The organism is Bryocella sp. (assembly GCF_058498515.1).
The window spans coordinates 133,883-160,565 of the sequence record NZ_JBMHYI010000066.1; the positions used below are offsets into that span (position 1 = coordinate 133,883).

The window sequence follows — 26,683 nt, forward strand, 5'->3', positions numbered from 1 at the left end:
GTACATCAACCAAAGGATAATGGATTGGATATGCTTCGCACCCTTGGTTTTACTTTCGCCGCGCTGACGCTTGCGTTTCCGCTCACCATGCAGGGCGAAAAGCCTCGTGTGCCTCCGCCGCCACTCGGCGCGGCCCAGTATTCTATGCACGAGACGCACGCGAACGAGAAGGTGACCATCGCCGCCGAGCCAGGTGATGTGAAGGACGCCCGCCCCAACACGCGGATGGATTACTACGGCCGGGAGATGCTGCCGATCCGCGTCATCGTGACCAATGACTCCGACCAGGATCTGACGTTGGACGATGCGCGTATTCACTTCATTGCTGGAGACAATACGACCATTCCGGCAGCCACAGATGAGGAACTGCAGCGCCGGCTGGTCGGTCTGAAGGACGCGATGGGCAAGAAGATCCCGCTGCCGTTGCCTCTCCCGCCCATCACGGTGCATAAGAACGTGGACAAGAAGATCCTGCAGGATCTGGACGACTTTGGATTCAAGACCACGACGGTGAAGGCCCACGCAACCGTTGCGGGATACCTCTTCTATGACATGCAGGGGCTGGATAGGCCGGTGCTCGAGAAGGCCACGTTGGAGTTGCGCAAGGTGCGCTGGACGTCCTCGCAGCAGGCGCTGGATTCGTTTGAGATCCCGCTGCATCCCACGGTAGAAGGGAAAGATAGCCACTAGCTTCTAGCTGTTCGTTCCTGGCTAGAAGCCAGGAACGAACAGCTTTGCTTGCCCAGGCTGTCCAAAGCATTCATGATTCATATCCGTCCCGCCGAACCTTCCGACGTTCCCACCATGATGCGCTTCATCCGCGAACTCGCCGAATACGAGCGCGAGCCGGATGCTGTACTTGCAACCGGGGCTGACCTGTTGCGCGATGGCTGGGGGCTCGCTGCCGATGGCGTCACGCCACTTGCAGGTGAGCTGCAACGTCGCTTCGCTGCATTGATTGCTGAGCTCGATGGCGAGCCTGTGGGCTTAGCGCTCTACTTCTGGACCTACTCGACGTGGCGGGGGCATCATGGCATTCGCCTCGAAGACTTGTATGTGACGCCCGCGAAGCGCGGCAATGGCGTGGGCAAAGCGTTGCTGGCGCGGCTGGCGAAGATCGCCGTGGACGAAGGCTGTCCGCGGCTGGAGTGGGATGTGCTGGACTGGAATGCTTCCGCCATTGCGGTGTACGAGAAGGTCGGAGCGACGATGCTGAAGTCGTGGCGCATCATGCGGCTCGCCGACGATACGTTGCGGGCGATGGCCGCGCAGGATCGGGAGAACGCGCCGGCTTCGATGCAGCCCGACCCGATCATCGCGGAGCCGGTGGAATGATTATGAAGACGATTCACATCATTGGCGGAGGCCTCGCAGGCCCGGAGGCCGCGCTGCAGGCGGCCGCGGCGGGCTGCAAGGTCGTGCTGTACGAGATGCGGCCGCATCGCTCCACCGAGGCGCACCTGACGTCCGACTTTGCCGAGCTGGTCTGCTCCAACTCGCTGAAGAGCGAGAGCGAGAACACCGCGCCGTGGCTGCTCAAGCAGGAGATGCGACGCGCGGGGTCGTTCCTGCTACGTGAGGCTGACGCGACCGCCGTACCCGCGGGTCACGCGCTCGCCGTGGATCGTGTGGAGTTCTCGCGCCGCGTCGCCGAGGCCATCGCCGCCCAGCCGAACATCGAGGTTCGCCGCGAAGAAGTCACCGAGCTTCACGAGAATGATCCCGACCGCATCACCATTCTGGCCTCAGGCCCGCTGACCAGCGCTGCGCTGACTGCCGAACTCACCCGGCTTACGGGAGCGTCGGAGCTCGCCTTCTACGACTCCATCTCACCCATCGTCGAGGCTTCGAGCATCGATCGCGACAAGGTCTACATGGCTGCGCGCTGGGACAAGGGCACAGCCGATTACATCAACTGCCCCATGACCAGGGACGAGTACAACACGTTTATCGACGCGCTGATCGGCGCAGAGAAGGTGGAGCACAAGTCGTGGGAACGGATCGATGAGGGGCCAGGTTTCGGGGCTCAGGGCTCAGAAGGCGACGATGTGGCCGGCAATCATGCGTCTTCTGGACCCTTGGCCCTTGGCCCTGAGCCCTCGCCTTCTAAACCCTCGTACTTCGAAGGCTGTCTGCCCATCGAGATCCTCGCCAGCCGCGGGCGCGATACGCTCCGCTTCGGTCCCATGAAGCCAGCGGGCCTCACAGACCCGAAGACCGGCCGCTGGCCGTATGCCTGCGTGCAGCTGCGCCAGGAAAACCTGCGCGCCGACAGCTACAACCTCGTCGGCTTCCAAAACTCGCTGAAGTATGGCGAGCAGGCCAAGGTGCTGCGCCTCATCCCAGGGCTCGAGCACGCGACCTTCCTGCGCTACGGGCAGATCCACCGCAACACCTACATCCACGCGCCCTCGCTGCTCACGGAGACGTTGCAGCTGCGCAAGCATCCCAGCGTGATGATCGCGGGCCAGCTCTCGGGTGTCGAAGGCTATACGGAGTCCATCGCCAGCGGGCTGCTCGCCGGGCGCTACGCGGCCGCACTCGCTCGCGGTCAGCAGCCTGCTCCAGCACCGCGGCAGAGCGCCAACGGCTCGCTCTCGCACTACATCACCCACGCCGAGGCCAAGACCTTCCAGCCGGCGAACATCACCTTCGATCTCCTGGTGCCGCTCGAAGAGGAGCTGCGCAAGAAAACTCGCGACAAGAAGGAGCGCCACCGCATCCAGTGTGAACGGGCGCTGGAGGCCTTCGACGCCTGGCTGGCGGTGAGTGCCGCGGCATGGACGGCATAGTGCGCCCGTCGTCGGGTGGACTGGAGGAGAGATGCATATCGGACTCATCGGAGGAATCGGACCGGCAGCCACGGATTACTACTACCGCCGGCTGATCTCCACCTTCGCCAGCAAAAGCGCGGCTCTGGACTTGACGATCGTGCACGCCGACACACCGACGCTGTTGCGGCATCTGGCAACGAAGGATGCCGCGGCGCAGGTCGCGATCTACCTTCGCCTGACGAACCGGCTGGCCGCGGCCGGAGCCAACTGCGTCGCCGTCACTTCGATTGCAGGCCACTTCTGCATTGAGGAGTTCAAGTCCGTATCCCCGCTCCCCGTCGTTGATATGCTCTCCGAGGTTCGCCTGGCGATCGACGCGCGCGGGCTTCGGAGGATCGGCATCCTTGGAACCCGCACCGTGATGGAAACGCGCTTCTACGGCGGCATCCGCGGCGCGGAGATTCTGCCGCCCGCCGGACCGGACCTGGACGCCGTCCATGAGGCCTACGTCGCGATGGCGGCGTCAGGCGTCGTCACCGAGCAACAGCGGTCCATCTTCTACGCGGCCAGCAAGCGGTTGATCGAAACCCAGGGGGCCGAGGCCATCATGCTGGGTGGAACTGACCTCGCGCTGGCCTTTGACGAGCGGACCTCGCCGTTCCCGCTCGTCAACTGCGCCGCGATCCACGCGGACGCGTTGGCGCAACTGGCCCTGGGGTGAGGGGAACCACGAGCCAACGCCTTGCGTAGAAGACTGCGTACGGTAGCGTTCGGACCTGGACTGGACTAGACTCACACCCGCAGGCCGATCTCACCATGAGGTGCAGCATGCGTCCTCTTTCTGCGATTGATGCGATCTCTCCCGCGTGGACTCACACGCGCAATCTTCTGTGGGCTCCGCGCAGCTGGCGGCTGCTGCTCAAGATTGGTTTCGTCGCGGTGCTGGCCCAGATGGCCAGCTTCAACTTCTCCAGCAACAACAGTTTCCACGGCCCGATCAACCACGTGCATCACGTCGTGCCTCCGGCGGTCATGGCAGCCATCGTCGCGGGTTTCGTGGCGTTGGCCATCGTCGGCTTCCTGGTCTGGGCGGCCATCTTTTACGTTGGTTCGCGGATGCAGTTTGTCCTCTTCGAGGTCGTGCTGCGGCGGGACACACAGATCGGCCCCATCTGGAGCCGCTACAGCGCGGCGACCTGGCGCTGGATCGCACTGAAGCTCGCCTTCCTGGCCGTGGCACTGGTAGCGCTGGCGCCGATCCTCGCGCCTATGTTCGTCCACGTATTCCGGACGATGCCCCACCTCACCGGCGACCCTCACCAGATGATCGGTTTCGTCGCCGGCATGCTCGGCTTCGGGATGGTGCTATTCACCCTTGGCCTCTTGCTGGGCGCGGCGTATCGCCTGCTGGTCAGCTTTGCGCTGCCCTCCATGGCGCTTGAGAGCACCACGCTGCGTGAGACCGTGCGGCGGGTCTTCGGGCTGGCCCAGGCCGAGCCGGTAGACATCTTTCTGTTCCTTCTGATGAACCTGCTGCTGTCGATGGCCTGCGCCGCTGTCATCTCGATTGGGGCAGCGCTGCTGCTGGCGGTGGCGGCTATCCCGCTGGGCGGCGCGGCTGGGCTGCTGTGGGTCGCGCTGCACAATGCGGGAGTGGCGGGCCACGCGGTTCTCTATGGCGGCCTCATCGTCCTCGGACTGGTGCTGCTGGCGGTGGTGATCGTCGCGGTGGTGATGGCCTGCGGCTACTTCTATACGTTCCTGCAGGCCTACGCGCTGTACTTCCTGGGCGGACGATATCCCAAGGTCGGCGCCTACCTGGAGCCGCTGCTTCCGCCCTCCCCGACCTACGTGCCGGCGGCCGGATACGCTGCTCCTCCAGCCTCTTAGGCCTCTGATTCGTTGCGAGACCCAGGCCGCGCGGAAACCGCGCGGCCCGCGGACTTTAGCGCTTCGTATTGACTGGCTTCGGGGTTTGGGTGAATGATCCTCGGTGATGAAGAAAACGTTGTCCCGAGTCCTTTCTGCGCGTAGCAGCTTTGCTTCCGCGCTGGTGGCAGCTGCGTTCCTGGCTGCCGTTCCGCTGTGTGCCGGAGCTCAAACGGCATCTCGCAATCTGCCGTTGTGGGCCGGCACCGCCCCGCTCTCTACGGGGACCAGCTTCGGCACGGAGGTCCTGACCACGGACATTCCCTCGATCGACATCTTCCTTCCTGCTGCGAACCCCACGAAGACCGGCGTGTTGGTGATTCCCGGCGGCGGCTACATGCATGAGTCCCTGGTGAAGGAGGGCTCGGCGATCGCCCAGTGGCTCAACGCCCATGGTGTCGCGGCCTTCGTGCTGCACTACCGCGTGGCACCGTACACCTATCCCGCGCCGCTGCTGGATGGCATGCGCGCCATGCGGGTGATTCGCGCGCACGCTGCGGAGTATGGCCTCGGTGAAGACCGCATCGGCGTGTGGGGATTTTCGGCTGGTGGCCATCTCTCCTCGGTGCTCGCCACGCACTTCGACGAAGCGCTGCCCAACACGGAATCCCTGCCGACGGACGCCACCGACAAGCTCTCCGACAAGCCGGCCTTTGCCGTACTCTCCTACCCGGTGATCACCATGGACCCCGCGATCGCGCACATGGGCTCGCGCACCGCGCTGCTGGGCAAGGATCCCGACCCCAAGATGCAGGCCATGTTCTCGAGCGAGCTGCAGGTGAGCGAGAAGACGCCGCCGGTCTTCCTCTTCGCCACCACCGACGACAAGACCGTCCCCGTAGCCAACTCCGTCCGCTTCTACGAGGCCTGCGCGGCGAAGCACGTTGATGTCGAGATGCACCTCTACGAGCACGGCCCGCATGGGCTCGGCCTCGCCAAGGGCCGGCCAGGCGTGGAGCTGTGGACCGAGGCACTGGCTGCGTGGATGCGCGTGCATGGTTGGATGGCGGCGCAGTAAGGCTCGCGAGTTTCAACAAAGAGATCGGTTCAAGGCTTGAGAACGCAGAATGGAGCGAGCATGAGAGGCAAGTGGGTTGGATGGTTGTACGCGTCAGCGCTGATGGCGTTACCCGCAGGGATGGGCGCGCAGGAGTCGCACCCGGAGGCGGCGAAGCTCAGCATCGACCCGGCCGAAATCGTGCATCCGGTAAGCCCGATGCTCTACGGCCTGATGACCGAGGAGATCAACCACTCCTACGAGGGCGGGCTGTACGCGGAGCTGATCTCCAATCGCACCTTCCGCGGCGACTGGGCTGGGCTGCAGCGATGGGAGATCGTGCGCCGCGGCAACGCGCAGGCGAGCCTGTCGATCGACAAGAAGACCGGGCCCAGCACAGCGCTGGACTACAGCGCCAGGCTGGAGATCACCTCCGCGACGGAGAGCAACGCCGCGGGCCTGGGTAACCCCGGATGGTGGGGAATTGGCCTCAAGCCGCACACCGAGTACAAGGGATCATTCTATGCGAAGTCCGAGAGCTTGAGCGGTCCGCTCACCGTGCGCCTCATCGCCAACAAGAGCGGACAGACGCTCGCCGAGACCATCGTGAAGCTCAAGAGTGGCGACTGGTCGCAGTATGAGTACACGCTGAAGACTGGGCAGGTTGCACCGTCCTCCGAGAACCATATCGAGTTCACGGTCAGCCAGCCGGGCACGCTATGGCTGCAGTCCGTTTCGCTGATGCCGCCAACCTACGCGGGCCGCGAGAACGGCAACCGCGTCGATCTGATGGACAAGATGGCCGCGATGAAGCCCACGTTCCTGCGTCTGCCCGGCGGCAACTACCTTGAGGGCGATCGCCTACAGGATTGGTACGACTGGAAGAAGACCATCGGGCCCATCGTGGATCGCCCTGGCCACCAGGCGCCGTGGAGCTACTGGTCGACGGATGGCTTTGGGCTGCTGGAGTTCCTTGAGTGGTGCGAAGACCTGAAGGTTGAGCCGGTACTCGCAGTGTATGCGGGCTACTCGCTCAAGGGCGAGCATGTGAAGCCTGGCAAGGACCTCGAGCCGTACATTCAGGACGCTCTGGATGAGGTCGAGTACGTGACCGGCGACGTAAACACGAAGTGGGGCGCAGAGCGTGCCAAGGATGGGCATCCGAAGCCCTTCCCGCTGCGTTACATCGAGGTCGGCAACGAGGATTGGCTGGACAAGAGTGGAAGCTACTCCGAGCGTTGGCCACCATTTGCGCGCGCGCTGCATACCAAGTATCCGCAGTACAAGCTGATCGCGACCACACCGGTGAAGGCTGCAAACAAGCTCGAAGAAGCGGACGTCGTCGACGACCACTACTACAAGCACACAGCGGACATGCTGGACTTCACAAAGCACTACGACGATGCGCCGCGCACCGGGCCGAAGATCTTTGTGGGCGAATGGGCCACGCTCGCCGGGTCGCCGACGCCGAACTTCGGTGCAGCGCTGGCCGACTCCGCCTGGATGACCTCGATGGAGCGCAACAGCGACCTCATCATCATGAGCGCGTACGCTCCTCTGCTGGTCAACGTGAATCCGCAGGCCTCCCAGTGGGGAACGAACCTCATCGGCTATGACGCTCAGACGAGCTTCGGCTCGCCGAGTTACTACGCGCAGGTGATGTTCGCTGAGCATCTCGGCGACGGCGTGCCGAAGTCGACGATCAGCGCCGAGGGCTCGCGCTTCTATTACTCCGCGACCGTGGACTCGAAGACCAGCACGCTGCACCTGAAGTTTGTAAACGCAAGCGATCACGAGCAGCCGCTGGAGGTAGAGCTCAAAGGCCTGACCGGCGTGCACGTTGCTAAGCTGGCCTCGCTGCATGCGGGAAGCTATGAGGCGACAAACACCATCACCGAGCCCAGCGTGGTGCATCCGCTGTTGTCGTCATCGCAGGTGTCAGGCAGTTCATGGAGCCACACCGTGCCGGCGTTGACGATTCAGACGGTGGATGTGGTGTTGAAGTAGCGAATAGTGAGCAGTGAATAGTGAAGAAAGACAAAGGGCTGACCCGAATGGGGCAGCCCTTTGTGTTCTTGCTCTACTTCACTATTCACTACTTCACTATCCACTGCAGTCCTACATGTTCTCGATCATCCGCGTAGCGAACTCGCTGGTCTTCACCTTCGTCGCGCCCTGCATCTGGCGCTCGAAGTCGTAGGTCACGTACTTCTGCTGGATGGTCTTCTCCATGGAGCTTTCGATCATGCGCGCGGCCTCTTTCCAGCCGAGGAAATCGAACATCATCACACCGCTCAGAATCACGCTGCCTGGATTGATGACATCCTTGTCGGCATACTTTGGCGCCGTTCCATGCGTTGCCTCGAACACGGCGTAGCCATCGCCGACGTTCGCTCCGGGCGCGATGCCCAGGCCGCCAACCTGCGCGGCAGCGGCGTCAGAGATGTAGTCGCCGTTGAGGTTGGTCGTTGCCAGCACGCTGTAGTCGCTGGGCCGGATGATGATCTGCTGGAAGATTGAGTCCGCAATGCGATCGTTGACGAGGATCTTCGACTTCCACACGCCGTTGCCGTGCGTGGCGCCGATCTTCGCGACCACATCCTTGACCTCGGCGATGATGGAATCTCCGAACTCCTTAGGAGCAAAGTCGATGCCGGGCTCGATCATCGCGGCATTGTCTTCAGCGCTCAGGCCGGGCTTGGCGTCGAGGTTGCCGAGGATCCAGCTCTCGCGCTCGGTGATGACATCGCCGCGGAACTCCTGGGTCGCGACCTCGTAGCCCCAGTCGCGGAAGGCGCCCTCGGTGAACTTCTGGATGTTGCCCTTGTGTACCAGCGTGACGGTCTTCAGTTTGTTCTCGAGCGCATGCTTGATGGCCGCCCGCACCAGCCGCTTGGAGCCGGTGATGGAGATTGGTTTCACGCCTACGCCGGAGTCGAGACGCACCTTCTTCTTGGTGCCCTGCAGCATCTCGTTGTTGACGAAGTAGATGAACTTCTCAGCCTCGGGCGTGCCTTCCTTGAACTCGATACCCGCGTAGATGTCCTCGGTGTTCTCGCGGAAGATGACGATGTCGACCAGCTCGGGATGCTTCACCGGGCTGGGCACACCCGCGTAGTACTTCACCGGGCGGATGCACTGGTACAGGTCCATCAACTGGCGCAGCGCCACGTTCAGCGAGCGGATGCCGCCGCCGACCGGAGTGGTCAGAGGTCCCTTGATGGAAACGCGGAAGTCCACCGTCGCCTTCACAGTGTCGTCCGGGAGCCAGTTCTGCGTCTGGCGAAAAGCCTTCTCGCCGGCCAGCACCTCATACCACGCCACCTTGCGCTTGCCGCCGTAGGCCTTCGCGACCGCGGCGTCGAAAACTCGCTGCGAAGCCTTCCAGATGTCGCGTCCGGTGCCGTCGCCTTCGATGAAGGGAATGATGGGGTTATCGGGTACCTGGTACGTGCCGTCGCTGTACTGAATGGGGGCGCCGTCGGTGGGCACGGGAATGCCGTTGTAGCTCGTCTGCATGAAAAATCCTCGCCTTTCGGGGATCGCGGGCGGGAAGGTTGGTGGAGCGCCCGCGCAGCGCGAGGCTCCGCAGCATTGCGGAAACCCGCGTCAATCCTGGGGCGCAGCATAGCACCGCGATTTAAGCGGTGACAATGATTCCCGTCACACTCGCGCGATCATCGCGCGACAGCGTTCCCGCAGTGGTTCGCCAGCTACGCATAGTCCGTCGCCACCGTCTCATCGCTGCCATTGTCGAACTTGGCCGCGCGGAGCACCGGCGTCAGCACTGCGGACAGCGCGAGGTTCAGCAGCAGCGCAGGAACCGCAGCGTACATCGCGTAGGTATGGCCGAAGAGATGCAGTGGATAGATGCTGCTCTTGAAGCCTAGCGATGCAGCCATCGCCGTGCCAGTGACCATCGCCGCCGCCCAGCCCGCGAACAGCGCCCAGGGATGGAACCAGCGTGAGAACGCGCCCACGACCACCGAGGGCAGCAGCTGCACCATCCAGATGCCGCCCAGCAACTGCAGCTGGATGGCGTAGGTGATGGGCATCTTGAGGACGAACAAGAGCGCCCCAAACTTCGCGAGCAGGCTCACGATCTTGGCGAGGGATGACTCCTCGCGGTCGGTGAGTTCGGAGTGCCAAAACGAGCCGAGCAAGTTGCGGGTGAATAGGTTCGCCGCCGCGATGGACATGATCGCCGCCGGCACCAGCGCGCCCACCGCGATGGCCGCGAGGCAGAAGCCCGCAAACCACTCCGGGAAGAGCTTGAGGAAGAGCAGCGGAACAACGGCGTTGGGGTCCTTCGTCACGATGCCCGCAGCCAGCGCCATGTAGCCCAGCAGCGCGATCAGGCCAAGCAGGAAGCTGTAGGCCGGCAGCAGCGCGGCGTTGCGGCGGACCACGTTTTCATCCTTGGCGCTGAGCACTGCGGTAGCCGTGTGAGGGTAGAGCATCAGCGCAATGGCGCTGCCAATCGCCAGCGTGGAGTAGCCGAGATACTGCTGCGGCCGCAGCAGTGTAGAAGCTTTGTGTGCGGCCAGCGCCGTCTGCGCGGCAGCGAAGATGTGCGCGTAGCCTCCCAGCTTGATGGGGATGATGACGATCGCGGCAAGAACCATCACGTACAGCATGATGTCCTTGACGATGGCGATGACCGCAGGCGCGCGCAGCCCGCTGGAGTACGTATACGTCGCGAGGATGACGAAGGCGATGATGAGCGGAAGCTCGCCCTTCCAGCCACTACCGCCCAGGCCCATCGCCTCAAACACCACCCGCATGCCCACCAGCTGCAGCGCGATGTAGGGCATCAGCGCCAGGATTCCCGTAAGCGCGATAGCCGCAGCCAGCCAGCGATTGCCATAGCGGCCGTGCACGAAGTCCGCGAAGGTGACGTAGCTATGCCGATGGCAGACGCGCCACAGTCGTGGCAGCACCAGCATCATGTAGGGGTACGCGATGACCGCGTAGGGAACGGCGAAGAACGCGTTCGCTCCGCCACCGTACATCAGCGCGGGAACGGCGATAACGGTGTAGGCGGTGTAGAGATCGCCGCCGACGAGGAACCAGGTGATCAGCGTCCCAAAGCTGCGCCCGGCCAGACCCCACTCCTCCAGCGAGTGCAGCCCCGCCGCCGGTCGCCGCCAGCGCGCTGCCCAGAATCCCGCCACGGTAACGAGCAGGAAGAGCAGGCAGAAGACTGCGAGAGCTACGCGATGGATGGGCATCTATTGAAGTCTGCCCTCGTTGATGTCGTAGACCTCGATGCCCAGGTCGTTCAGCGTGGCGATGGCCTGTTCCATGTTGCGGCGGACCAGCGGCTCGGCCGTCTTGGGCGTGTGGTGAGCCTCTTCGATGGCGACCACGCGCCCGTAAGGCCAGGCGTTCTGCGGGATGGAGCTCACCGCCTCGCCGAGCTTCTCGAACGCGATCATCACCACCTGGCGGCGCGCTCCGGCGGGCCGCAACATGCCGCCCGACCCGAAGACCCCGGGCGTCGCATCGGCCTGCAGGATGTGGATCTCGAGCATTCCTGGCTGCACGGTGATGTAGGGATTCTGCCACTCGTCGAAGGTATGGATGTTCATGTAGCGGTTCTTCGAGGGTGGCGGAATCTGCTCTACCTGGGAGCGCTGTGCATTGGCCAGCGCCTGCTGCTCAGCCTTCTTCTGCTCGAGCTGGGTGATCGACGGCGGATGACGGTGGCACCCGGCCAGCAGGACGGCCGGAAAAAGCAGGAGGAAGAGAGAGCGGGAACGCACGGGGAAAGGATAGCAGGAGGTGCCGCGGCTTCGCTCTTAGCCGCTTCGCGGGGAGCGCTTCGCGTTGGCGGCTGCGCCGTTAGAGGTCCCTCCGACGGATCGCGAACGATACAATCGAGGAGCCATGATTAAAGCAATTACAGCGGTCACGCCGGTCGCGTCGTTGGAGACCTTCGACGCGCTGGGCGAGCTATTGTCCGCGCTGGGCTTCGAGCCCGGCAAGAACTGGAACGACGGTACGGGCCGGGGCGCGGCATTTCTTGCGCCGCTGGCGAATCTTGAGTTGGTGACGGGGCGGGCTCCGGCTGTGCCCCGCCTGCTCATCGAAACCACGCAGCTGGACCAGGTGCACGCCACGGTCGAGGCCTGGCTGCAGGGTCGCTTCCGCACGGAAGAGGTTCCCGCAAAGCTTTCGGCGGTCGAGCTGACGCACTGGAACTCGCGTCTGTTCACGGTCAAGCTCGATGCGGAGCTGGAAGTCGGTTTCTGGCAGTCGGAGAACGTGCTGCACGGCGTTCCTGTCGCCATCGAGGGCGATCTCTCCGCCGCCGGCCGCAAGTGGGCCATCGTGGTCGCGCGCTGGAATGCGGTGATCACCGATCGCCTGCTGCAAGGCTCGCTGGATGCGCTCACGCGTTCCGGCGCGAAGATGGAAGATATCGAGATCGTCCGTGTGCCGGGCGCGTGGGAGATCCCCTCCGCCGCGCGCACGCTGGCCGAGTCCAAACGCTTCGCTGCCATCATCACGCTGGGCGTGCTGCTGCGCGGCGAGACGGCGCACTACGAGGCGATCTACAACGAGGTCTCGCGCGGCATCGGACAGAGCCAGCAGGATACCGGCGTGCCGCACGCCTTCGGGGTGCTCACCTGCGAGACGCTGGAGCAGGCACTGGATCGCGCCGGCCTCAAGGCTGGCAACAAGGGCTTCGAAGCAGGAATTGCCGCCGTCGAAATGGCCAGCATTCAACAGAAGCTGGCCGCGCGCCAGCCCGAGCACGCGGAGCAGACAGCCTGATGGGAACCCGTAGAAAGTCCCGTGAGCTGGCGATGCAGATGCTCTTCCAGGGCGACCTGGGCAAACAGACTCCCGAGCAGGTCGAGAAGCTCTTCTGGGAATCGCGCGACGATGTCGATGACGACACCCGCGGCTTCGCCGACGACATTCACCGCACCGCCGCGGCTCGTATCGACGAGGTGGACAAGCTCATCCAGGCGCACGCCAAGAACTGGCGGCTGGAGCGCATGCCGGTGGTCGACCGCAGCCTGCTGCGCGCCGCCACGGCCGAGATGCTGGGCTTCCCCAAGACCCCCGCCGCCGTGATCATCAATGAGACGTTGGAGATCGCACGCTCCTTCGCCGCGCCGGAGAGCATTCACTTCCTGAATGGAGTGCTGGATGCCATCGGGCGGGATCTGCTGGAGAAACGGCTCGCGCGCTAGAACAGCAGAACAGCAGAACAGCAGAACAGCAGAACAGCAGAACAGCAGAACAGCAGAACAGGTTTGATCGTCCTCTTCTGCGAGTTGTATGCAAAGCAAACGGACCAGCCTGGGCTGGTCCGTTTTGCCGTTACTATTCTGCTGTTCTGCTACTCTGCTGTTCTGCTACTCAGCTGTTCTGCTGCCTTTTAGTTCAGCGTCTTCTTCGGATGCTGCGCGAGCAGGTTGGGCATCACGAAGGTCCCGCTGGTGCAGGCCGGTGTTGGCGAGAGGTTGCTGCCAACGCTGCAGGGCAGCTTCGGCACGATGACTCCGGTCTCGGTCGGCGTGGTGCCGCTGATCGAGAAGGTGTGCACCTGGTTGTCGCTCGAAGTTCCTGTCCAGAAGGTCAGGTTGTCGGTCGAAAAGATGCCTGAGACGGGCGCCGACGCTGCCGTCGCACCGTTGCCGAGCGTGATGTTGGAGACCGCACCGGTGGAAGGGATGTACTCCGGCAGCAGGCCCGACGAGCCGTTGTAGGTGACGAAAGCCAGCGACGAGTTCGGCGAAGCCACTACACCGTTGATCGAGGTGACCGTCGGGCCGGTGAGGTTGTGTGGCGTGTTGGTGCTGGTGAAGTAGCCAGTAGTCACCGCCGTCGGGCAGGCTGTGTTTGCATTCAATTTGGTGATGGCGAGATCGTTGATCCGCGCTGGCGTAGCTGCCGTAGCGCCCAGAATGTGCTTGCCATCGGTGGTGGCGGTCAGCACATCATTGATCACGCCGGGCTGCGTGTCGGCCACCGGGATGAAATCATTGGTGATCGAAGGCGGTGCGGTGCCGGTCGAAGCTTTCTGCGACGGGCAGTAGCTGCGGCCGTCGGTCGTACCGACCCCCGGGGTGCTCTGACCAGCGAAGTACGCTCCCACCGCGGGTACTGTCACCGCTACAGCCGAGTAGGGCACGTTGGCTGTATCCGTCTGCCAGTTGGTGAAGTTCTGGTACTTCAGCAGGGTATCGGTGGTGGTCGTGACATAGACGATCTGGCTGTCCGGTGTCCAGGCAGCGCTGGTGCCCACACCGTTGTAGCTGGTGACAATCGCGCCTGTCGATCCGGTGACCAGCGAGACGGTCTGGCGGTTCGGGTCCGTGACCACGACCGTGGAACCATCGGGTGAGACCGCCAGCACCGTTCCCTGCAGCGAGGTATACGCCGCGGTCTGGGCGAGGCTGCTGGCCGAGACGACCATCATGCCCTGCGGGCTGCCCAGGTAGATCGTGGTTCCGGCCAGGTCCATCACCATGGAGTTGGGGACGAACTGCAGCTTGATCAGCGAGCTCGCCGCGCCTGTGGTGGTGTCGTACGGATATAGGTACTGCGACTGCGTGCTGCCGATGAACAGTACGGTCGCGCTGGTGCCCGTGGTGTTGATGGTGATGCCGTTGGAGGTCAGCGGCGCGCCGTTTCCTAAATAGCCGATCTGGCTGAAGGGGGACGGGTTGCAGGTCCCGGGCATGCAGACCGCATTGATGGTCGCCGAACCGGGGAAGGCAGGCGTCGCGGAACCGGAGCTGGCAGGGATGGTCTGCGGCGTCGTCGACTCGAACTCCAGCGAGACGCCGGTGAGCTGCTGGCCATTCTTGTCGAAGATGACGGTGTTCAGCGACTGTGTCGTGTTGACCGATACGTTGATGCTGGAGGTACCGGCCGCTGCACCTGGGATCGACATCACGATCGAGGCCGGCGGGCAAGTGGAGAAGAAGCCGACAGCGGACGCCGTCGAGGAGTTCGCGATGGAGGCTGCAATCGCCGTCGATCCCGGCTGATTTGCTGTGACGACGCCGTTCTCGTCGATGGTGCCGACGCTGGAGGAGGTCAGCGGCGAGAACGTGAGATGACCGACCTGCGCCGTGATGTTGGTCGTTCCGGCAAAGACTCGCGCGATCAGTTGCGCGGTCTTGGTCTGCGAGACGCAGGTGCTCTCGTCATACGGCGTCGCCGAAGTCGTCGGTGCGGGAAGACCCGGGAAGGTGCAGTTCGTGGCGGGATCGTTGGTGCAGTCTGTACTGGCTCCGCCCAATTCCACGGCCGTGACGGTGGAATGCACGAACACCGGAATGGCATTTGAACTCGCGCCGTCCGCAGTCGCTGTCACGTACGCCAGGTGGGTGCTTGGGACGGTTGCCGGTGGGGTGCAGATGGTGTAATCCGCCACGCCGCCACCGGTGTTGCGGTTCCAGGTGCCCGCGCAGGTCGCTCCGCCGGAAGGGTTGATGTCCACCACCGCCAGGTTGCTCGAGGCGTAGGTGTACTTGGAGACCGAGACGCTGTTGGCCTTGCAGTCGGTCGCGGTCGCCGAGAGTCCCGAGCCGATCTGGCCATAGTTCAGCGAGAGGCCCGTCGTCGCGAGGCTGGGCGACAGCGTAATGCTGGCCACCTGTCCCACGACCGGACCCGAGCTGAGGCCGTTGCAATACACCGTTGCCGTCTTCTTTGCACAACCCGTTACCGAGATGCCAAAGGGCACGGCAAGAAACAGAAGAATCGCCAGGCCAAGAATCCGCCTCGCTGTCGCATGAACCACCAAACGCACTAAGAACCTCCCCGCTCAACCGGAACTCACGCTGAGCGGTAAACCGCAATTCCGCTGAATCTCCGAGTCTTCAGTTTAGGGGTTGGACGGTTGAAGCGGCAAGGCGGGGTACCCCTTCCTGCGCTCTGGGGGAGGTTTGTCGGCCCCCGCCGGGAAGTCAATTCTGCGGGCTGAGGTATCCGGTCTGCTTCCAAAGCACGATCCGCGACATGTGGTGCTGAAAATAAAAGACGTTGAAGAAAAACGTCATGACCCCGGACAGGCGCAGGCCGATCGGCTCCACAGTGTTGTAGTAGGCCAGCATGGACCGCCGCACCTCGAAGATCGAGAGAATGTGCAGAACGGTCATGGCGAGGCTGGCGAACAGGAAAAGGGTGAGACCGAGGACCGGGAAGTGCCCGGATTCGTTGAATGCCATGGCCAGCCCGCCCGCCAGGCATCCCGCCAGACCTACCCCGAACCCCGCGACGAAGTAGAGCAGGGCCTTGTTCTCACGGTCGAGGTTCCGGACCCAGACCATCTGGTAGACGTACCAACCGGCCGCAAAAGGGTTCAGCACAAAGCTGATCAACAGCACCACCGCCCAGTGGAGGTTGGGCGGCAGGGGCACGATCGGCACATGCTCCGGCCGGACGTAGCCGTAGCCCGGCTGAACGTACCCCGGCGGCGGGAAGCGCGCGTTTTCTTCCTGCAGCAGCGCGGCGACCGTGGTGGCGACGCCGGTTTCGGTGTGGCGGGCGATGTCCGTAGGCAGGATCGAGCCCGAGGTGACATAGCCGCGCAGCTGTTCCAGCGTGTAGGGGCCGTACTGCTGGCCGTCGCGATCGATGAGGTAGGTCAAGGGTTCTCCTCCGGGGAGCACGCGGAAGAACATCCCGCTGCTTGTGTGTCTCGCTTTGCCCGGATGTTCGCCAGCCTACTGCACAACGAGCGCGGGGCCAAAGTGAAAACTTTGGCCCCGCGGGATCGTGCTTCGGTTGGGAGGACAGGTCAGTTGCCGGCAGGCATGTTCTCGGCGAACCACTTCAGCTCGCGTTCGGTGCGGTCGCGCAGGTGCTCCGGGTCTCGGAAGCCGTGTCCCTCGTTCGGGTAGACCACCAGCTGAGTCTTCACGCCTTCGGCCCGCAGCGCGTGCCACAGCTCGAAGCTCTGCGGTGCCGGGCACTCGCCGTCGCGGTCGCCCACGATGATGAGCGTCGGCGTCGTCACCTTCTTCACGAAGTTGATCGCCGAGCTCTTGGCGTACACCGCCGGATCGTCATACACGCTGGCTCCGAAGAATGGCACCATCCACTGGTCGATGGAGTTCTCTCCGTAGTAGCTTTGCCAGTTGCTGATGCCAGCGCCCGCCACCGCCGCGCGGAAGCGATGCGTCTGGGTGATGGCGAACATCGTCATGAACCCGCCATAGCTCCAGCCCGTCAGGCCCTCACGGTTCCTGTCGATCGGGAGCTTGGCCTCGAGCGTGTCCATGCCCTTGAGGATGTCGCGCAGGTCACCGTAGCCGAAATCCTTGCGGTTGGCCGCGGTAAAAGCCTCGCCCTGGCCATAGCTGCCGCGCGGGTTGGGCTGGAACTCGAAGTAGCCCGCGTCCGACCACTCCGAAGCTGCATTCCAGCGCGCTCCCACGGAGGACGAAGGACCGCCGTGCACGCTGACGATCATGGGGTACTTCTTCGCCGGGTCGTAGTCCTTGGGGTAGGTGATCCAGCCCTGGATGTGGAAGCCCTCGTTCTCCCACTCCACGGACTCGGTGCGCGAGTTAGGCTTGGCGCCATCGTTCAGATGGGTGAACTGTTGCAGCTTATCCAGCGAGCCGACGAAGACCTCGGGAGGAGCCGTCAGGCCGGACTTGACGAAGGCGAAGACGCCCTTGTTGGTGAAGGAGATCGCATTTTTCAGTGGCCCACCGGCCAGTGATACCTCGCCGAGATCGGCAGCCGATCCGGGAATCTCCTTGCGGGTGGCGATGTCGTAGTCGGGAAGCACAACGTGGCCGCGACGATCCTCGACAAAGCCGATGGACGTATTGGAGACCCATGCCTCAAAGGTCGGCGTGCCGTCGATCTTCGGCGTCACATCCGTGGGTTCTCCCTTGCCGTCGGCGTTGACCACCCAGACATCGCCGCCGTTCGAACCGAAGTCGCTCATCAGCCCGCCGATAAAGGCGATCTTTGTGCCGTCGGGCGAGAAACGGGGAACGGCGATCTGCAGGCCGTGCATCGCGGATTTCGTGGTGTTCGGGTCGAAGACGACGCGGATCGCGCCATCGGTCGTGCCGGTGTAGAGCTTCGCCACCCACCAGTTGTTCTCGCCGGGAGCAGCCGCGCCGATGAAGGTGACCGTCTTCGAATCCGGCGCCCAGCCGTACTCGAAGACGTACATCTGCGGCGTAGGAGCGACGATCCACTTGCCCTCGCCGGTCGCGACATCGACGCTGTAAAGACCCTGGATCTCCAGGTTGTCCTCACCGATGACACCTGCCCACGGTTTCATCGCATCCAGAGCGCCCGCGCTGCGGGTTGCGTCCTTCACGAAGAGGAAGGCCAGTGTCTTGCCATCCGGCGAGAAGGTCGCCTGCTTGAAGATGCCGGTCACATGCGTGAGCTGCTTCACCTCGCCGCTCGTGCGCGACCAGAGATAGATCTCGTCCTGCCCACGCTTGCCGTCAGCCGCAGGGCAGCTGCCGGTGAAGGCCAGCGTCTGCGCATCGGGCGACCAGACGGGGTCAGTCCCGGAGCAGCCTTTGCCTTCGGGGGCAATCGTTTTGTCGCTCGCGGAGTTGGCGGCGACGCTCACATGCAGCGTCGACGGGCCGCCGGAGCGGAGCCCCTCGGTTCCAGCCCCGCGAAGAGTCCAGGCGACCAGCGCGCCGTCAGGGGAGATGGCAACGGCGCCCGGGGTACGCACCCGGCCCGGGCGCTGGGCGCTAACGGGAAACACAGCGAGGACGCCTGCAAAAGCCAGGGCGCCTACAGAAAGGAGAGCACGTGCACTGCGGATCATGTCGTCCAGCCTACCAACGATGGGCGGCTCGTGGGGCGATTTGGTATATCAGCTATTCGGCAACGGCTTGATGACCCGCGTGCAGAAGACCTCGCGCGTAAAGACAAAGCCCAGCTGCTCATAAATTCGCCGGGCTCCGATGTTGGCCGTCGACAGATGGAGGTAGCTGCGGAAGCCGGCCGCCCGATGCTCGCGCAGGATGTGCCGGATGATGGCTCCGGCGAGCCCCTGCCCGCGGTACTCCGGTAGCGTGCAGATGCCGGAGACCTCGCGGAACTCGTCGAAGCACATGCGGTCGCCGCCCATGGCGATCAAGCGGCCCTCGCGCCGGATGCCGAAGTAAGGCCCCATGGCGTTGGTGCGGATGCGGAAGAAGCCGGGAAAGGCGACCGTCGTGAGGTCGACCATCTCCTGCCCGGCATCAGGGCCGAGCATGGGAACGATCTCGCCCGCGTCATTTGAGTCTGGGTCTTCCGCGATCGGCGCGTCGGCCGGGAAGACCATCTGGCTCACGCCGCCGAAGCCGCTCAGGCGCATGCCGTGCACCTCCGCCCAGGCAGAAGCGTCCGGGAGAAGCGGCTCGGCGGTGGGGTGCAGCACCCACTCCATCTCACCGGGCTGCATCCGTCCGGCCAGCTCCGTCAGCCCGGCCTCCGCGTCGCCGAGTAGGCAGACGAAGGGGCAGACCTCGGGACGGTAGCGGAGGATGTGCTCGCTCGGAAAATCTGAAAGGTCGGCCAGATGGACCTGCGTCGAGCGGAGTGCCGTCAGGGCGGTGTTGGCAAACCGGTCGTCGGAGGCCTCGGGCGGGAGCTGGGACGGGGCGGCAGGCATGGAACGACGATAGCAAGCGCGACGCAGCCCCTATCCGGCTGCCCCGGAAGTGAGGCAAATCGCGGGAAACACTGGCTCCTTTGGGCCATTTGGAGTGCCCGATTTCTTGACTCCGCCCCTGGCTCTTGATAGAGTGTGAGGGTTCCGTGTGTTTCGCGGAACCACCTGTCTGAGAGCCTGCGTCACCCTCTTTCCGCGAGTCTGCACCGGCGGAACCTATATCAAGAGGGCTCGGCGGGGCCGGAACAGCGCGATACGGAGTTGGGCAGTCTCTTTGGGCGGGCCTCTCGTGAAGTACGAGAAGCTTACGAAGGGGAGACCACACCGGCCACCGTCGCCTGTCTCAAGCCTGAGCAGTGATTGTGCAGTAACAGCAAGCGGATTCGCCCAGGCAGTTCGGCTTGGGAGCAGTACGGCCGCGTGCAGGATTCAGAACTTCGCCGGAGCTTGGGTTGCGCACGTCCCTGAAAACGGGAGATCAACCCGCTGGGAGACCAGCCTCGAGCTCCGCCATTCGCGTGTGCGCCGGTCAGGTTACGCCGGCATGAATGCGGAGAAGAGCGAAGGCGCTGCCCTGCGTTGCGTTCGAGGGAGAAGTCGAAAGCCCGGAGGTTGCGATCCACGCAGCTGCCGGTGTTGCAAGAAGAGAGAGGTTTTTCGAAGTGCCTACATTCCACCAGCTCGTCAAGCAGGGCCGCACGCCCACCCGTTACAAGACTGCCTCGCCGGCTCTGCAGGGTTCGCCCCAGCGCCGCGGCGTCTGCACCCGCGTTTACACCCAGACCCCGAAGAAGCCGAACTCGGCGCTACGTAAGGTCGCCCGTGTACGCCTGACCAACGGCATCGAGGTCACCACCTACATCCCGGGCATCGGCCACAACCTGCAGGAGCACTCGATCGTGCTCATCCGCGGCGGCCGTGTGAAGGATCTCCCGGGTGTCCGTTACCACGTGGTTCGCGGCACGCTCGACTCCGTCGGCGTCGCCAACCGCAAGCAGAGCCGCTCCAAGTACGGCGCGAAGCGTCCGAAGGCTGCTGCCGCCAAGTAAAGTTCTACGTCGCGCGTTCTACGTTGTGCGCCGCCGTTCCGGCGTTCGACACGTAGAACGTACGACGAACAACGTACAACGCAGTTCAGGCCCGGCAGCGTGAGAAGTCACCGCACCGGGGGAAGAAGAAAGAAGAGAGAGAATGCCGAGAAAAGGCTACATCGCCAAGCGTGAGGTCCCCGCGGACCCGATCTACCAGTCGACCCTGGTCACAAAGTTTGTCAACAGCATGATGTGGGGTGGCAAGAAGTCCACCGCGCAGGCCATCTTCTACGAGGCGATGGAGAACCTCGAGAAGAAGGGCGGCGAGGAGGCCCTGAAGCTGTTCAAGAAGGCCGTTGAGAACGTCAAGCCGGCCCTCGAAGTGAAGAGCCGCCGCGTCGGCGGTGCGAACTACCAGGTGCCGATCGAAGTCGCTCCGGAGCGCCGCACCTCACTCGCGATCCGCTGGCTCGTGAGCTACGGCCGCGCCCGTGGCGAAAAGGGCATGGTCGAAAAGCTCACCGCCGAGCTGCTCGATGCGGCCAACGGCCGTGGCGCCGCGATGAAGAAGAAGGAAGACGTTCATCGCATGGCTGAGGCGAACAAGGCGTTCGCTCACTATCGCTGGTAAGAGCAGCCTCTAGCCCCTAGCTTTTAGCTAGGACTCGGGCAGACGAAAACTAGGAGCTGGAAGCTAACAGCTAAAAGCTCCTGACCGCAGGTCAGTAGGCCTGCAGAAAGAACTACCGTGGCTCGCACAGTACCTCTGAATAAGTGTCGGAACATCGGCATCATGGCTCACATCGACGCCGGCAAGACGACGACGACCGAGCGCATCCTCTTCTATACGGGTGTCAACCACCGTATCGGCGAGGTGCACGAGGGCACCGCCACCATGGACTGGATGGAGCAGGAGCAGGAGCGCGGCATCACCATCACGTCCGCCGCAACCACCTGCACCTGGAACGGCATCCGCATCAACATCATCGACACCCCCGGCCACGTGGACTTCACGGCCGAGGTGGAGCGTTCGCTGCGCGTGCTCGATGGCGCGGTCGCCTGCTTCGACTCCGTGCAGGGCGTTCAGCCCCAGTCGGAGACAGTGTGGCGTCAGGCCAACAAATACAAGGTTCCGCGTATCTGCTTCATCAACAAGATGGACAAGGCGGGCGCGAACTTCGAGTACGCGACCTCGACCATCGTGCAGCGCCTCGGCGCGCGTGCGGTTCCCATCAACTGGCCGATTGGCGAGGAAGCCAAGTTCCAGGGCGTCGTCGACCTCGTCGAGATGAAGGGTATCGTCTGGACCAACGAGGAGATGGGCGCGCACTACGATGTCGTCGAGATCCCGGCCGACCTGAAGGAAAAGGCCGAGGAGATGCATCAGCAGCTGCTTGAGGCTGTCGCCGACTCCGATGAAGAAGTCATGATGAAGTACCTCGAGGGTGAGACCGTCACCGCCGAGGAACTCAAGCGCGCGATCCGCAAGGCCACCATCGCGATGAACATCTTCCCGGTGATGTGCGGCACGGCGTTCAAGAACAAGGGCATTCAGACCCTGCTGGACGCAGTCGTGGCGTACCTGCCGAGCCCGCTCGATGTTCCTCCGATCGAAGGCATCGATCCGTACGACACCGAGGCCAAGCTGGTCCGCCATGCGGATGACAATGAGCCGTTCGCGGCCCTGGGCTTCAAGATCATGACCGACCCGTTCGTCGGCCAGCTGATCTTCATCCGTGTCTACTCGGGGCAGCTCAAGACCGGCGATTCGGTGCTCAATCCGCGCACCGGCAAGACGGAACGCATCGGCCGTCTGCTGAAGATGCACGCCAATAAGCGTGAAGAGATCACCGAGATCCTCGCGGGCGACATCTGCGCCTGCGTCGGTCTCAAGAACCTCGTCACGGGCGATACGATCTGCACCGAGAAGTCCCCGATCGTGCTCGAGTCCATCGACTTCCCGGCGCCAGTCATCGAAGTTGCCGTGGAGCCGAAGACCAAGGTCGACCAGGAAAAGATGGGCATGGCCTTGGCCAAGCTCGCGCAGGAAGATCCGACGTTCAAGGTCCGCACGGACATCACGAACGGTCAGACCATCATCGCCGGCATGGGCGAGCTGCACCTTGAGATCATCGTCGACCGCATGATGCGCGAGTACAAGGTCGAGGCCAACGTCGGTAAGCCGCAGGTGAACTACCGCGAGACCATTCGCGGAACAGCAGAAGCCGAAGGCAAGTACATCCGTCAGACGGGTGGTTCGGGTAACTACGGCCACGCCAAGATCCGCATTATGCCCAACGAGCCCGGCAAGGGCTACGAGTTCGTCAATGTGATCAAGGGCGGCACCATCCCGAAGGAGTACATCAAGCCGATCGACCAGGGCATTCAGGAAGCGCTTCTGGGCGGCGTGCTCGCCGGCTACGAGATGGTCGACATCAAGGTAGAGCTGTACGACGGCAGCTACCATGACGTCGATTCGAACGAAATGGCCTTCAAGATCGCCGGCTCAATGGCGTTCAAGGAAGCTGCCCGCAAGGCCAAGCCTGTTCTTCTTGAGCCTGTGATGTCGGTCGAAGTGACCGTGCCCGAAGAGTACATGGGCACGATCATCGGCGATCTCAACTCTCGCCGCGGCCGTATCGAAGGCATGGAGATGGTGGGTGGTGTTCAGGCCATCAAGGCGACCGTGCCGTTGTCCACGATGTTCGGCTATGCTACGGCGATGCGTGGTTCCACGCAGGGTCGTGCGAACTTCTCCATGGAGTTCAAGCAGTACGAGGAAGCGCCTCGCTCGGTGAGTGAGGAAGTCATCGCCAAGAATGGCGGCGCCAAGGACGGCAGGTAGCGGCTCGGGGCATCTGCCCAAAGCTGCGACGGTTTAGCAAAGCAAGCCGCGCACTGGAGCTCTGGAACATTGACGAGCGTGCGCAAGACATAGGAATCAGCAGTAATTCTTAGACGGAGAAGACGATGGCGAAGGAAAAATTTGATCGTAGCAAACCGCACGTGAACGTTGGCACGATCGGTCACATCGACCACGGCAAGACCACCCTCACGGCGGCGATCACCAAGGTTCTCTCGAAGCACAACCCGAAGAACTCGTTCCGCTCGTTCGACACAATCGACAACGCTCCTGAGGAGCGCGAGCGTGGTATCACCATCTCGACCTCCCACGTGGAGTACGAGACGGCGAACCGCCACTATGCTCACGTCGACTGCCCGGGCCACGCTGACTACATCAAGAACATGATCACCGGTGCGGCGCAGATGGACGGCGCGATCCTCGTGGTCGCGGCCACCGACGGCCCGATGCCCCAGACCAAGGAGCACGTGCTGCTCGCTCGTCAGGTCGGCGTTCCGTACATCGTCGTGTTCCTGAACAAGTGCGATGCGGTTGACGACGAAGAGCTCATCGACCTGGTCGAGATGGAAGTTCGCGAGCTGCTCTCGAAGTACGACTTCCCTGGCGATGACGTCCCCGTCATCCGCGGCTCGGCGCTCGGCGCGCTGAACGGCGAAGCCCAGTGGGAAGCCAAGATCGACGAGCTCATGGCTGCTGTCGATGCTTCGGTTCCCCAGCCCGACCGTCTGGTCGACCTGCCCTTCCTGATGCCGATCGAGGACATCTTCTCGATCTCGGGTCGTGGTACCGTCGTCACCGGCCGTATCGAGCGCGGCAAGATCAAGGTTGGCGAGGCGGCACAGATCGTCGGCTTCCGCGACACCCAGGCCACCACCGTCACCGGCGTCGAGATGTTCAAGAAGCAGCTCGATGAAGGTCTGGCGGGCGACAACGCCGGTCTCCTCCTCCGCGGTACCGCGAAGGAAGACGTCGAGCGCGGCATGGTTCTTGCCAAGCCGGGTTCGATCACACCGCACACCACCTTCAAGGGTGAGGTCTACGTCCTCTCGAAGGACGAAGGCGGACGTCACACCCCGTTCTTCAACGGCTACCGCCCCCAGTTCTACTTCCGCACCACGGACGTGACGGGTTCGGCCAAGCTGCCTGAGGGCACCGAGATGTGCATGCCCGGCGACAACATCCAGCTCGAGGTGACCCTGCACACGCCGGTCGCCATGGAGAAGGGTCTCCGCTTCGCCATCCGTGAGGGTGGACGTACGGTAGGCGCCGGCACGATCTCCGAGATCCTCAAGTAACTTCACGCTTCGCGTTAAGTTACGGGTAGGCGACCGGCTTCAGCCGGCGCTAGCCTCGGGACTCAAGGAATAGGAAACGCGGTCAGCTTCGGCTGACCGCGTTTCTGTTTGAAGCCTTTTCGGTCCCTCTGGTTAGAATCGCTTTACCAGCTGCGAGGCCGCGTGTTTGAGTCGCTCGACGATCGGGAAAAACGTGAGCAGTCCAAAGAGCCTGTGACATTGGGCGAGGCACTTGGCGTGTATGTGCTGATTCTGCTGCTGGCCTTGGGATCGGTGCTGCTCTTTATCACGCTACGTGAACAGCCGTACGGGCTTCAGATCGTTACCGCGATCAGTTACACGGGAGTTGTGTGCGTCTGGACCTTCTTTCGCACCCGGGGAATCAAGACGAAGCACAGCCTTGGCGACCAATATGTGCAGGACGAGGTGCCGCGCATGCTGGTGATCCACCTTATTTACCTGGTGGTAGTCGTCCTTCTGCAGATGCTGGCCCTCCGGGCTCGCCCGAGTCTGTCTCCCTGGTGGACGCGGAGTGATGGACCCAAAGGGATGCCGCCATATGTTGCGGCCATGCTTTATGGCCCAATGGTGGTCGCCATCTCTGAGATCGTGGTCGCTCGGCGTCTCCTCGCGCGCGCAAAGAGGCGGGCTGCAGAGGGGTGATTCGAATGCGAGAGCCGCAGTGCCTGATTTCTAGGCGCGCGCCCTTGAGTTTTCCACCGGGACCAGCTATGCTTATTGGGTTGGGCGTACTGCGTCCGTAGTGCGTTGTGTCTGCCGGAATCTGGGCGGACGCGAAGCCCCCGCAAAACATCTGAAGTCCGGTTCTTCCACGAAACGAGACTTGCGTGTCCGGTCCAGAGGTACGATCGCGCGCAAGATACTCCAAACCGATCTTTGTTTGAAGGTCAGAAAGTAGTTCCGAATGGCTCAGCAGCGCATTCGCATTCGCCTTAAGGCGTATGACTACCGTGTTCTCGACACCTCCACTGGAGAAATCGTCGAGACCGCCAAGCGCACCGGTGCACAGGTGGCAGGACCGATTCCCCTGCCCACCATGAAGAACAAGTACTGCGTCCTGCGCTCGCCCCACGTGGACAAGAAGTCCCGCGAGGCCTTTGAGATTCGCACCCACAAGCGCCTGATCGACATCCTGGAGCCCACGCAGCAGACGGTGGATGCCCTGATGAAGCTCGATCTCCCCGCCGGTGTCGACGTCGAGATCAAGACGGTTACCAAGTAGCTCTTAGCCGTTAGCTCCTGGCTTCTAGCCTGGGGTCGGCGACACGAGCAGTTATGGTTTCCAAGGATTTAGCTAACAGCTAGAAGCTAAGAGCTAATGGCTCTCAGCGAACACCTACAGTGCCGGCACCTCGTGTCCGGCATGATGAGGAGAGAAAGTAATGTCAGTAACAGGCATTCTCGGTAAGAAGATCGGCATGACGCAGGTCTTCGACGAAAAGGGTGACGTTCACCCGATCACGGTCCTGCAGGTTGGCCCGTGCGTGATCACGCAGCTCAAGACCAAGGCGAAGGATGGCTACGATGCCGCCCAGATCGGCCTGGTCGAGTTCGTGAAGGCTTCCAAGATCAACAAGCCGATGACCGGCCACCTCGGCAAGACCTCCGCTCCCCCGGTTCGTGTCTTCCGTGAGGTTGCACTCGAGTCCGTCACTGGCGGCGAGGGTGATCAGGGCGCCAAGGCTGGCGATCGCATCACCGTCGAGATCTTCAACGACGCGAAGTTCGTCGACATCATCGGCAAGTCGAAGGGTCGTGGTTTCGCGGGCGTCGTTCGCCGTCATGGTTTTGCCGGCGGTCCCAAGTCGCACGGTCACATGTTCCAGATCCAGGGCTCGATCGGCGCCTCGTCGTTCCCGTCGCGCGTCTTCCCGGGCCAGCGTATGCCGGGTCACTTCGGTGACGCGCAGATCACCGTCCGCAACCTCCGCATCCGCGGCGTCGACGTTGAGGACAATCTCCTCCTGGTCGAAGGCGCGGTTCCGGGTGCGCGTGAGGGTTATGTTCTCGTCTCGAAGGCTAAGTCGCCGCCGCGCGAGCGTCGTGGCTTCGCCGGTACCGAGACCAAGGATGCGCTGAAGGCTTCGAAGAAGGCTGCACCGAAGAAGAAATAGCTTTTAGCCGTTAGCTTCTGGTTCCTAGCGAAAGGCTAAGA

Annotated in this window: 23 protein-coding genes; 16 read left to right on the forward strand and 7 right to left on the reverse strand. The window is 62.9% G+C overall.

Translation table 11 applies throughout. The annotated features are described in order from the left end of the window. Positions 1 to 30 precede the first annotated feature (30 nt). The 7 genes from AC5E6W_RS19630 (at position 31) to AC5E6W_RS19660 (ending at position 7,707) form a co-directional block, all read left to right on the forward strand. The gene (locus tag AC5E6W_RS19630; RefSeq protein ID WP_491754032.1) at positions 31 to 690 is read left to right on the forward strand and encodes a hypothetical protein; all 660 of its coding nucleotides are present in this window, start codon (positions 31 to 33) and stop codon (positions 688 to 690) included. Positions 691 to 762: 72 nt separating this feature from the next. Next, positions 763 to 1,335 carry a GNAT family N-acetyltransferase gene (locus AC5E6W_RS19635; RefSeq protein ID WP_491754033.1) on the forward strand — a complete coding sequence of 191 codons (573 nt, stop codon included), beginning with the start codon at positions 763 to 765 and terminating at the stop codon, positions 1,333 to 1,335. Between the two features lie 2 nt (positions 1,336 to 1,337). After that, positions 1,338 to 2,792, forward strand: coding sequence for a methylenetetrahydrofolate--tRNA-(uracil(54)-C(5))-methyltransferase (FADH(2)-oxidizing) TrmFO (gene trmFO / locus AC5E6W_RS19640; protein WP_491754034.1), 1,455 nt, complete (start codon positions 1,338 to 1,340; stop codon positions 2,790 to 2,792). Positions 2,793 to 2,823: 31 nt separating this feature from the next. Next, complete coding sequence (locus AC5E6W_RS19645) at positions 2,824 to 3,495, forward strand: aspartate/glutamate racemase family protein (protein WP_491754035.1); 672 nt, start codon at positions 2,824 to 2,826, stop codon at positions 3,493 to 3,495. Positions 3,496 to 3,602: 107 nt separating this feature from the next. Further along, positions 3,603 to 4,664 carry a DUF7544 domain-containing protein gene (locus tag AC5E6W_RS19650; protein ID WP_491754036.1) on the forward strand — a complete coding sequence of 354 codons (1,062 nt, stop codon included), beginning with the start codon at positions 3,603 to 3,605 and terminating at the stop codon, positions 4,662 to 4,664. A 106-nt stretch (positions 4,665 to 4,770) separates the two neighbouring features. Continuing rightward, entirely contained in the window at positions 4,771 to 5,721 is a 951-nt protein-coding gene (locus AC5E6W_RS19655) for an alpha/beta hydrolase (RefSeq protein ID WP_491754037.1), read from the forward strand. 60 nt (positions 5,722 to 5,781) lie between these two features. Further along, positions 5,782 to 7,707, forward strand: a complete 1,926-nt coding sequence (locus AC5E6W_RS19660) for an alpha-L-arabinofuranosidase family protein (protein ID WP_491754038.1) — start codon at positions 5,782 to 5,784, stop codon at positions 7,705 to 7,707. 111 nt (positions 7,708 to 7,818) lie between these two features. Here the strand turns inward: AC5E6W_RS19660 and AC5E6W_RS19665 are convergent, their stop codons facing one another. The 3 genes from AC5E6W_RS19665 to AC5E6W_RS19675 all read right to left on the reverse strand — a co-directional run bounded on the left by AC5E6W_RS19665 (position 7,819) and on the right by AC5E6W_RS19675 (position 11,465). Next, positions 7,819 to 9,219, reverse strand: a complete 1,401-nt coding sequence (locus AC5E6W_RS19665) for an NADP-dependent isocitrate dehydrogenase (protein ID WP_491754039.1) — start codon at positions 9,217 to 9,219, stop codon at positions 7,819 to 7,821. A gap of 194 nt (positions 9,220 to 9,413) precedes the next feature. After that, positions 9,414 to 10,931: a monocarboxylate uptake permease MctP gene (gene mctP, locus AC5E6W_RS19670; protein WP_491754040.1), complete on the reverse strand. Its 1,518-nt coding sequence runs from the start codon at positions 10,929 to 10,931 to the stop codon at positions 9,414 to 9,416. Then, a complete protein-coding gene (locus AC5E6W_RS19675) occupies positions 10,932 to 11,465 on the reverse strand; it encodes a hypothetical protein (RefSeq protein ID WP_491754041.1) in 534 nt (177 codons plus the stop codon). It lies immediately after the preceding gene. A 124-nt stretch (positions 11,466 to 11,589) separates the two neighbouring features. On the opposite strand from AC5E6W_RS19675, the gene ribH reads away from it, so the two are divergent. Both ribH and nusB read left to right on the forward strand, forming a co-directional pair. Beyond that, entirely contained in the window at positions 11,590 to 12,480 is an 891-nt protein-coding gene (ribH, locus tag AC5E6W_RS19680; RefSeq protein WP_491754042.1) for a 6,7-dimethyl-8-ribityllumazine synthase, read from the forward strand. Beyond that, positions 12,480 to 12,905 carry a transcription antitermination factor NusB gene (nusB, locus tag AC5E6W_RS19685; protein WP_491754043.1) on the forward strand — a complete coding sequence of 142 codons (426 nt, stop codon included), beginning with the start codon at positions 12,480 to 12,482 and terminating at the stop codon, positions 12,903 to 12,905. Before ribH ends, nusB begins: the two co-directional genes overlap by 1 nt. 188 nt (positions 12,906 to 13,093) lie before the next feature. Here the strand turns inward: nusB and AC5E6W_RS19690 are convergent, their stop codons facing one another. The 4 genes from AC5E6W_RS19690 to AC5E6W_RS19705 form a co-directional block, all read right to left on the reverse strand. Next, on the reverse strand, positions 13,094 to 15,478 hold the full coding sequence (locus AC5E6W_RS19690) for a hypothetical protein (RefSeq protein ID WP_491754044.1): 2,385 nt from the start codon (positions 15,476 to 15,478) through the stop codon (positions 13,094 to 13,096). A gap of 157 nt (positions 15,479 to 15,635) precedes the next feature. Further along, positions 15,636 to 16,319 carry a hypothetical protein gene (locus tag AC5E6W_RS19695; RefSeq protein ID WP_491754045.1) on the reverse strand — a complete coding sequence of 228 codons (684 nt, stop codon included), beginning with the start codon at positions 16,317 to 16,319 and terminating at the stop codon, positions 15,636 to 15,638. A 149-nt stretch (positions 16,320 to 16,468) separates the two neighbouring features. Next, positions 16,469 to 18,484 carry a S9 family peptidase gene (locus AC5E6W_RS19700; RefSeq protein ID WP_491754046.1) on the reverse strand — a complete coding sequence of 672 codons (2,016 nt, stop codon included), beginning with the start codon at positions 18,482 to 18,484 and terminating at the stop codon, positions 16,469 to 16,471. 48 nt (positions 18,485 to 18,532) lie between these two features. Continuing rightward, on the reverse strand, positions 18,533 to 19,318 hold the full coding sequence (locus tag AC5E6W_RS19705; RefSeq protein ID WP_491754047.1) for a GNAT family N-acetyltransferase: 786 nt from the start codon (positions 19,316 to 19,318) through the stop codon (positions 18,533 to 18,535). Positions 19,319 to 19,980: 662 nt separating this feature from the next. On the opposite strand from AC5E6W_RS19705, the gene rpsL reads away from it, so the two are divergent. The 7 genes from rpsL (at position 19,981) to rplC (ending at position 26,642) form a co-directional block, all read left to right on the forward strand. Further along, positions 19,981 to 20,367 carry a 30S ribosomal protein S12 gene (gene rpsL / locus AC5E6W_RS19710; protein WP_123489299.1) on the forward strand — a complete coding sequence of 129 codons (387 nt, stop codon included), beginning with the start codon at positions 19,981 to 19,983 and terminating at the stop codon, positions 20,365 to 20,367. Positions 20,368 to 20,509: 142 nt separating this feature from the next. Beyond that, positions 20,510 to 20,980 (forward strand): 30S ribosomal protein S7, encoded by a 471-nt coding sequence (gene rpsG / locus AC5E6W_RS19715; protein WP_491754048.1) that lies wholly within the window; start codon positions 20,510 to 20,512, stop codon positions 20,978 to 20,980. 117 nt (positions 20,981 to 21,097) lie between these two features. Further along, positions 21,098 to 23,194 (forward strand): elongation factor G, encoded by a 2,097-nt coding sequence (fusA, locus tag AC5E6W_RS19720; protein ID WP_491754049.1) that lies wholly within the window; start codon positions 21,098 to 21,100, stop codon positions 23,192 to 23,194. A gap of 125 nt (positions 23,195 to 23,319) precedes the next feature. After that, on the forward strand, positions 23,320 to 24,507 hold the full coding sequence (tuf, locus tag AC5E6W_RS19725; RefSeq protein ID WP_491754050.1) for an elongation factor Tu: 1,188 nt from the start codon (positions 23,320 to 23,322) through the stop codon (positions 24,505 to 24,507). A 162-nt stretch (positions 24,508 to 24,669) separates the two neighbouring features. Continuing rightward, positions 24,670 to 25,170: a hypothetical protein gene (locus tag AC5E6W_RS19730; RefSeq protein ID WP_491754051.1), complete on the forward strand. Its 501-nt coding sequence runs from the start codon at positions 24,670 to 24,672 to the stop codon at positions 25,168 to 25,170. Positions 25,171 to 25,432: 262 nt separating this feature from the next. Next, complete coding sequence (gene rpsJ, locus AC5E6W_RS19735) at positions 25,433 to 25,750, forward strand: 30S ribosomal protein S10 (RefSeq protein WP_103934077.1); 318 nt, start codon at positions 25,433 to 25,435, stop codon at positions 25,748 to 25,750. Positions 25,751 to 25,910: 160 nt separating this feature from the next. Continuing rightward, entirely contained in the window at positions 25,911 to 26,642 is a 732-nt protein-coding gene (gene rplC, locus AC5E6W_RS19740; protein ID WP_491754052.1) for a 50S ribosomal protein L3, read from the forward strand. Positions 26,643 to 26,683 lie beyond the last annotated feature (41 nt).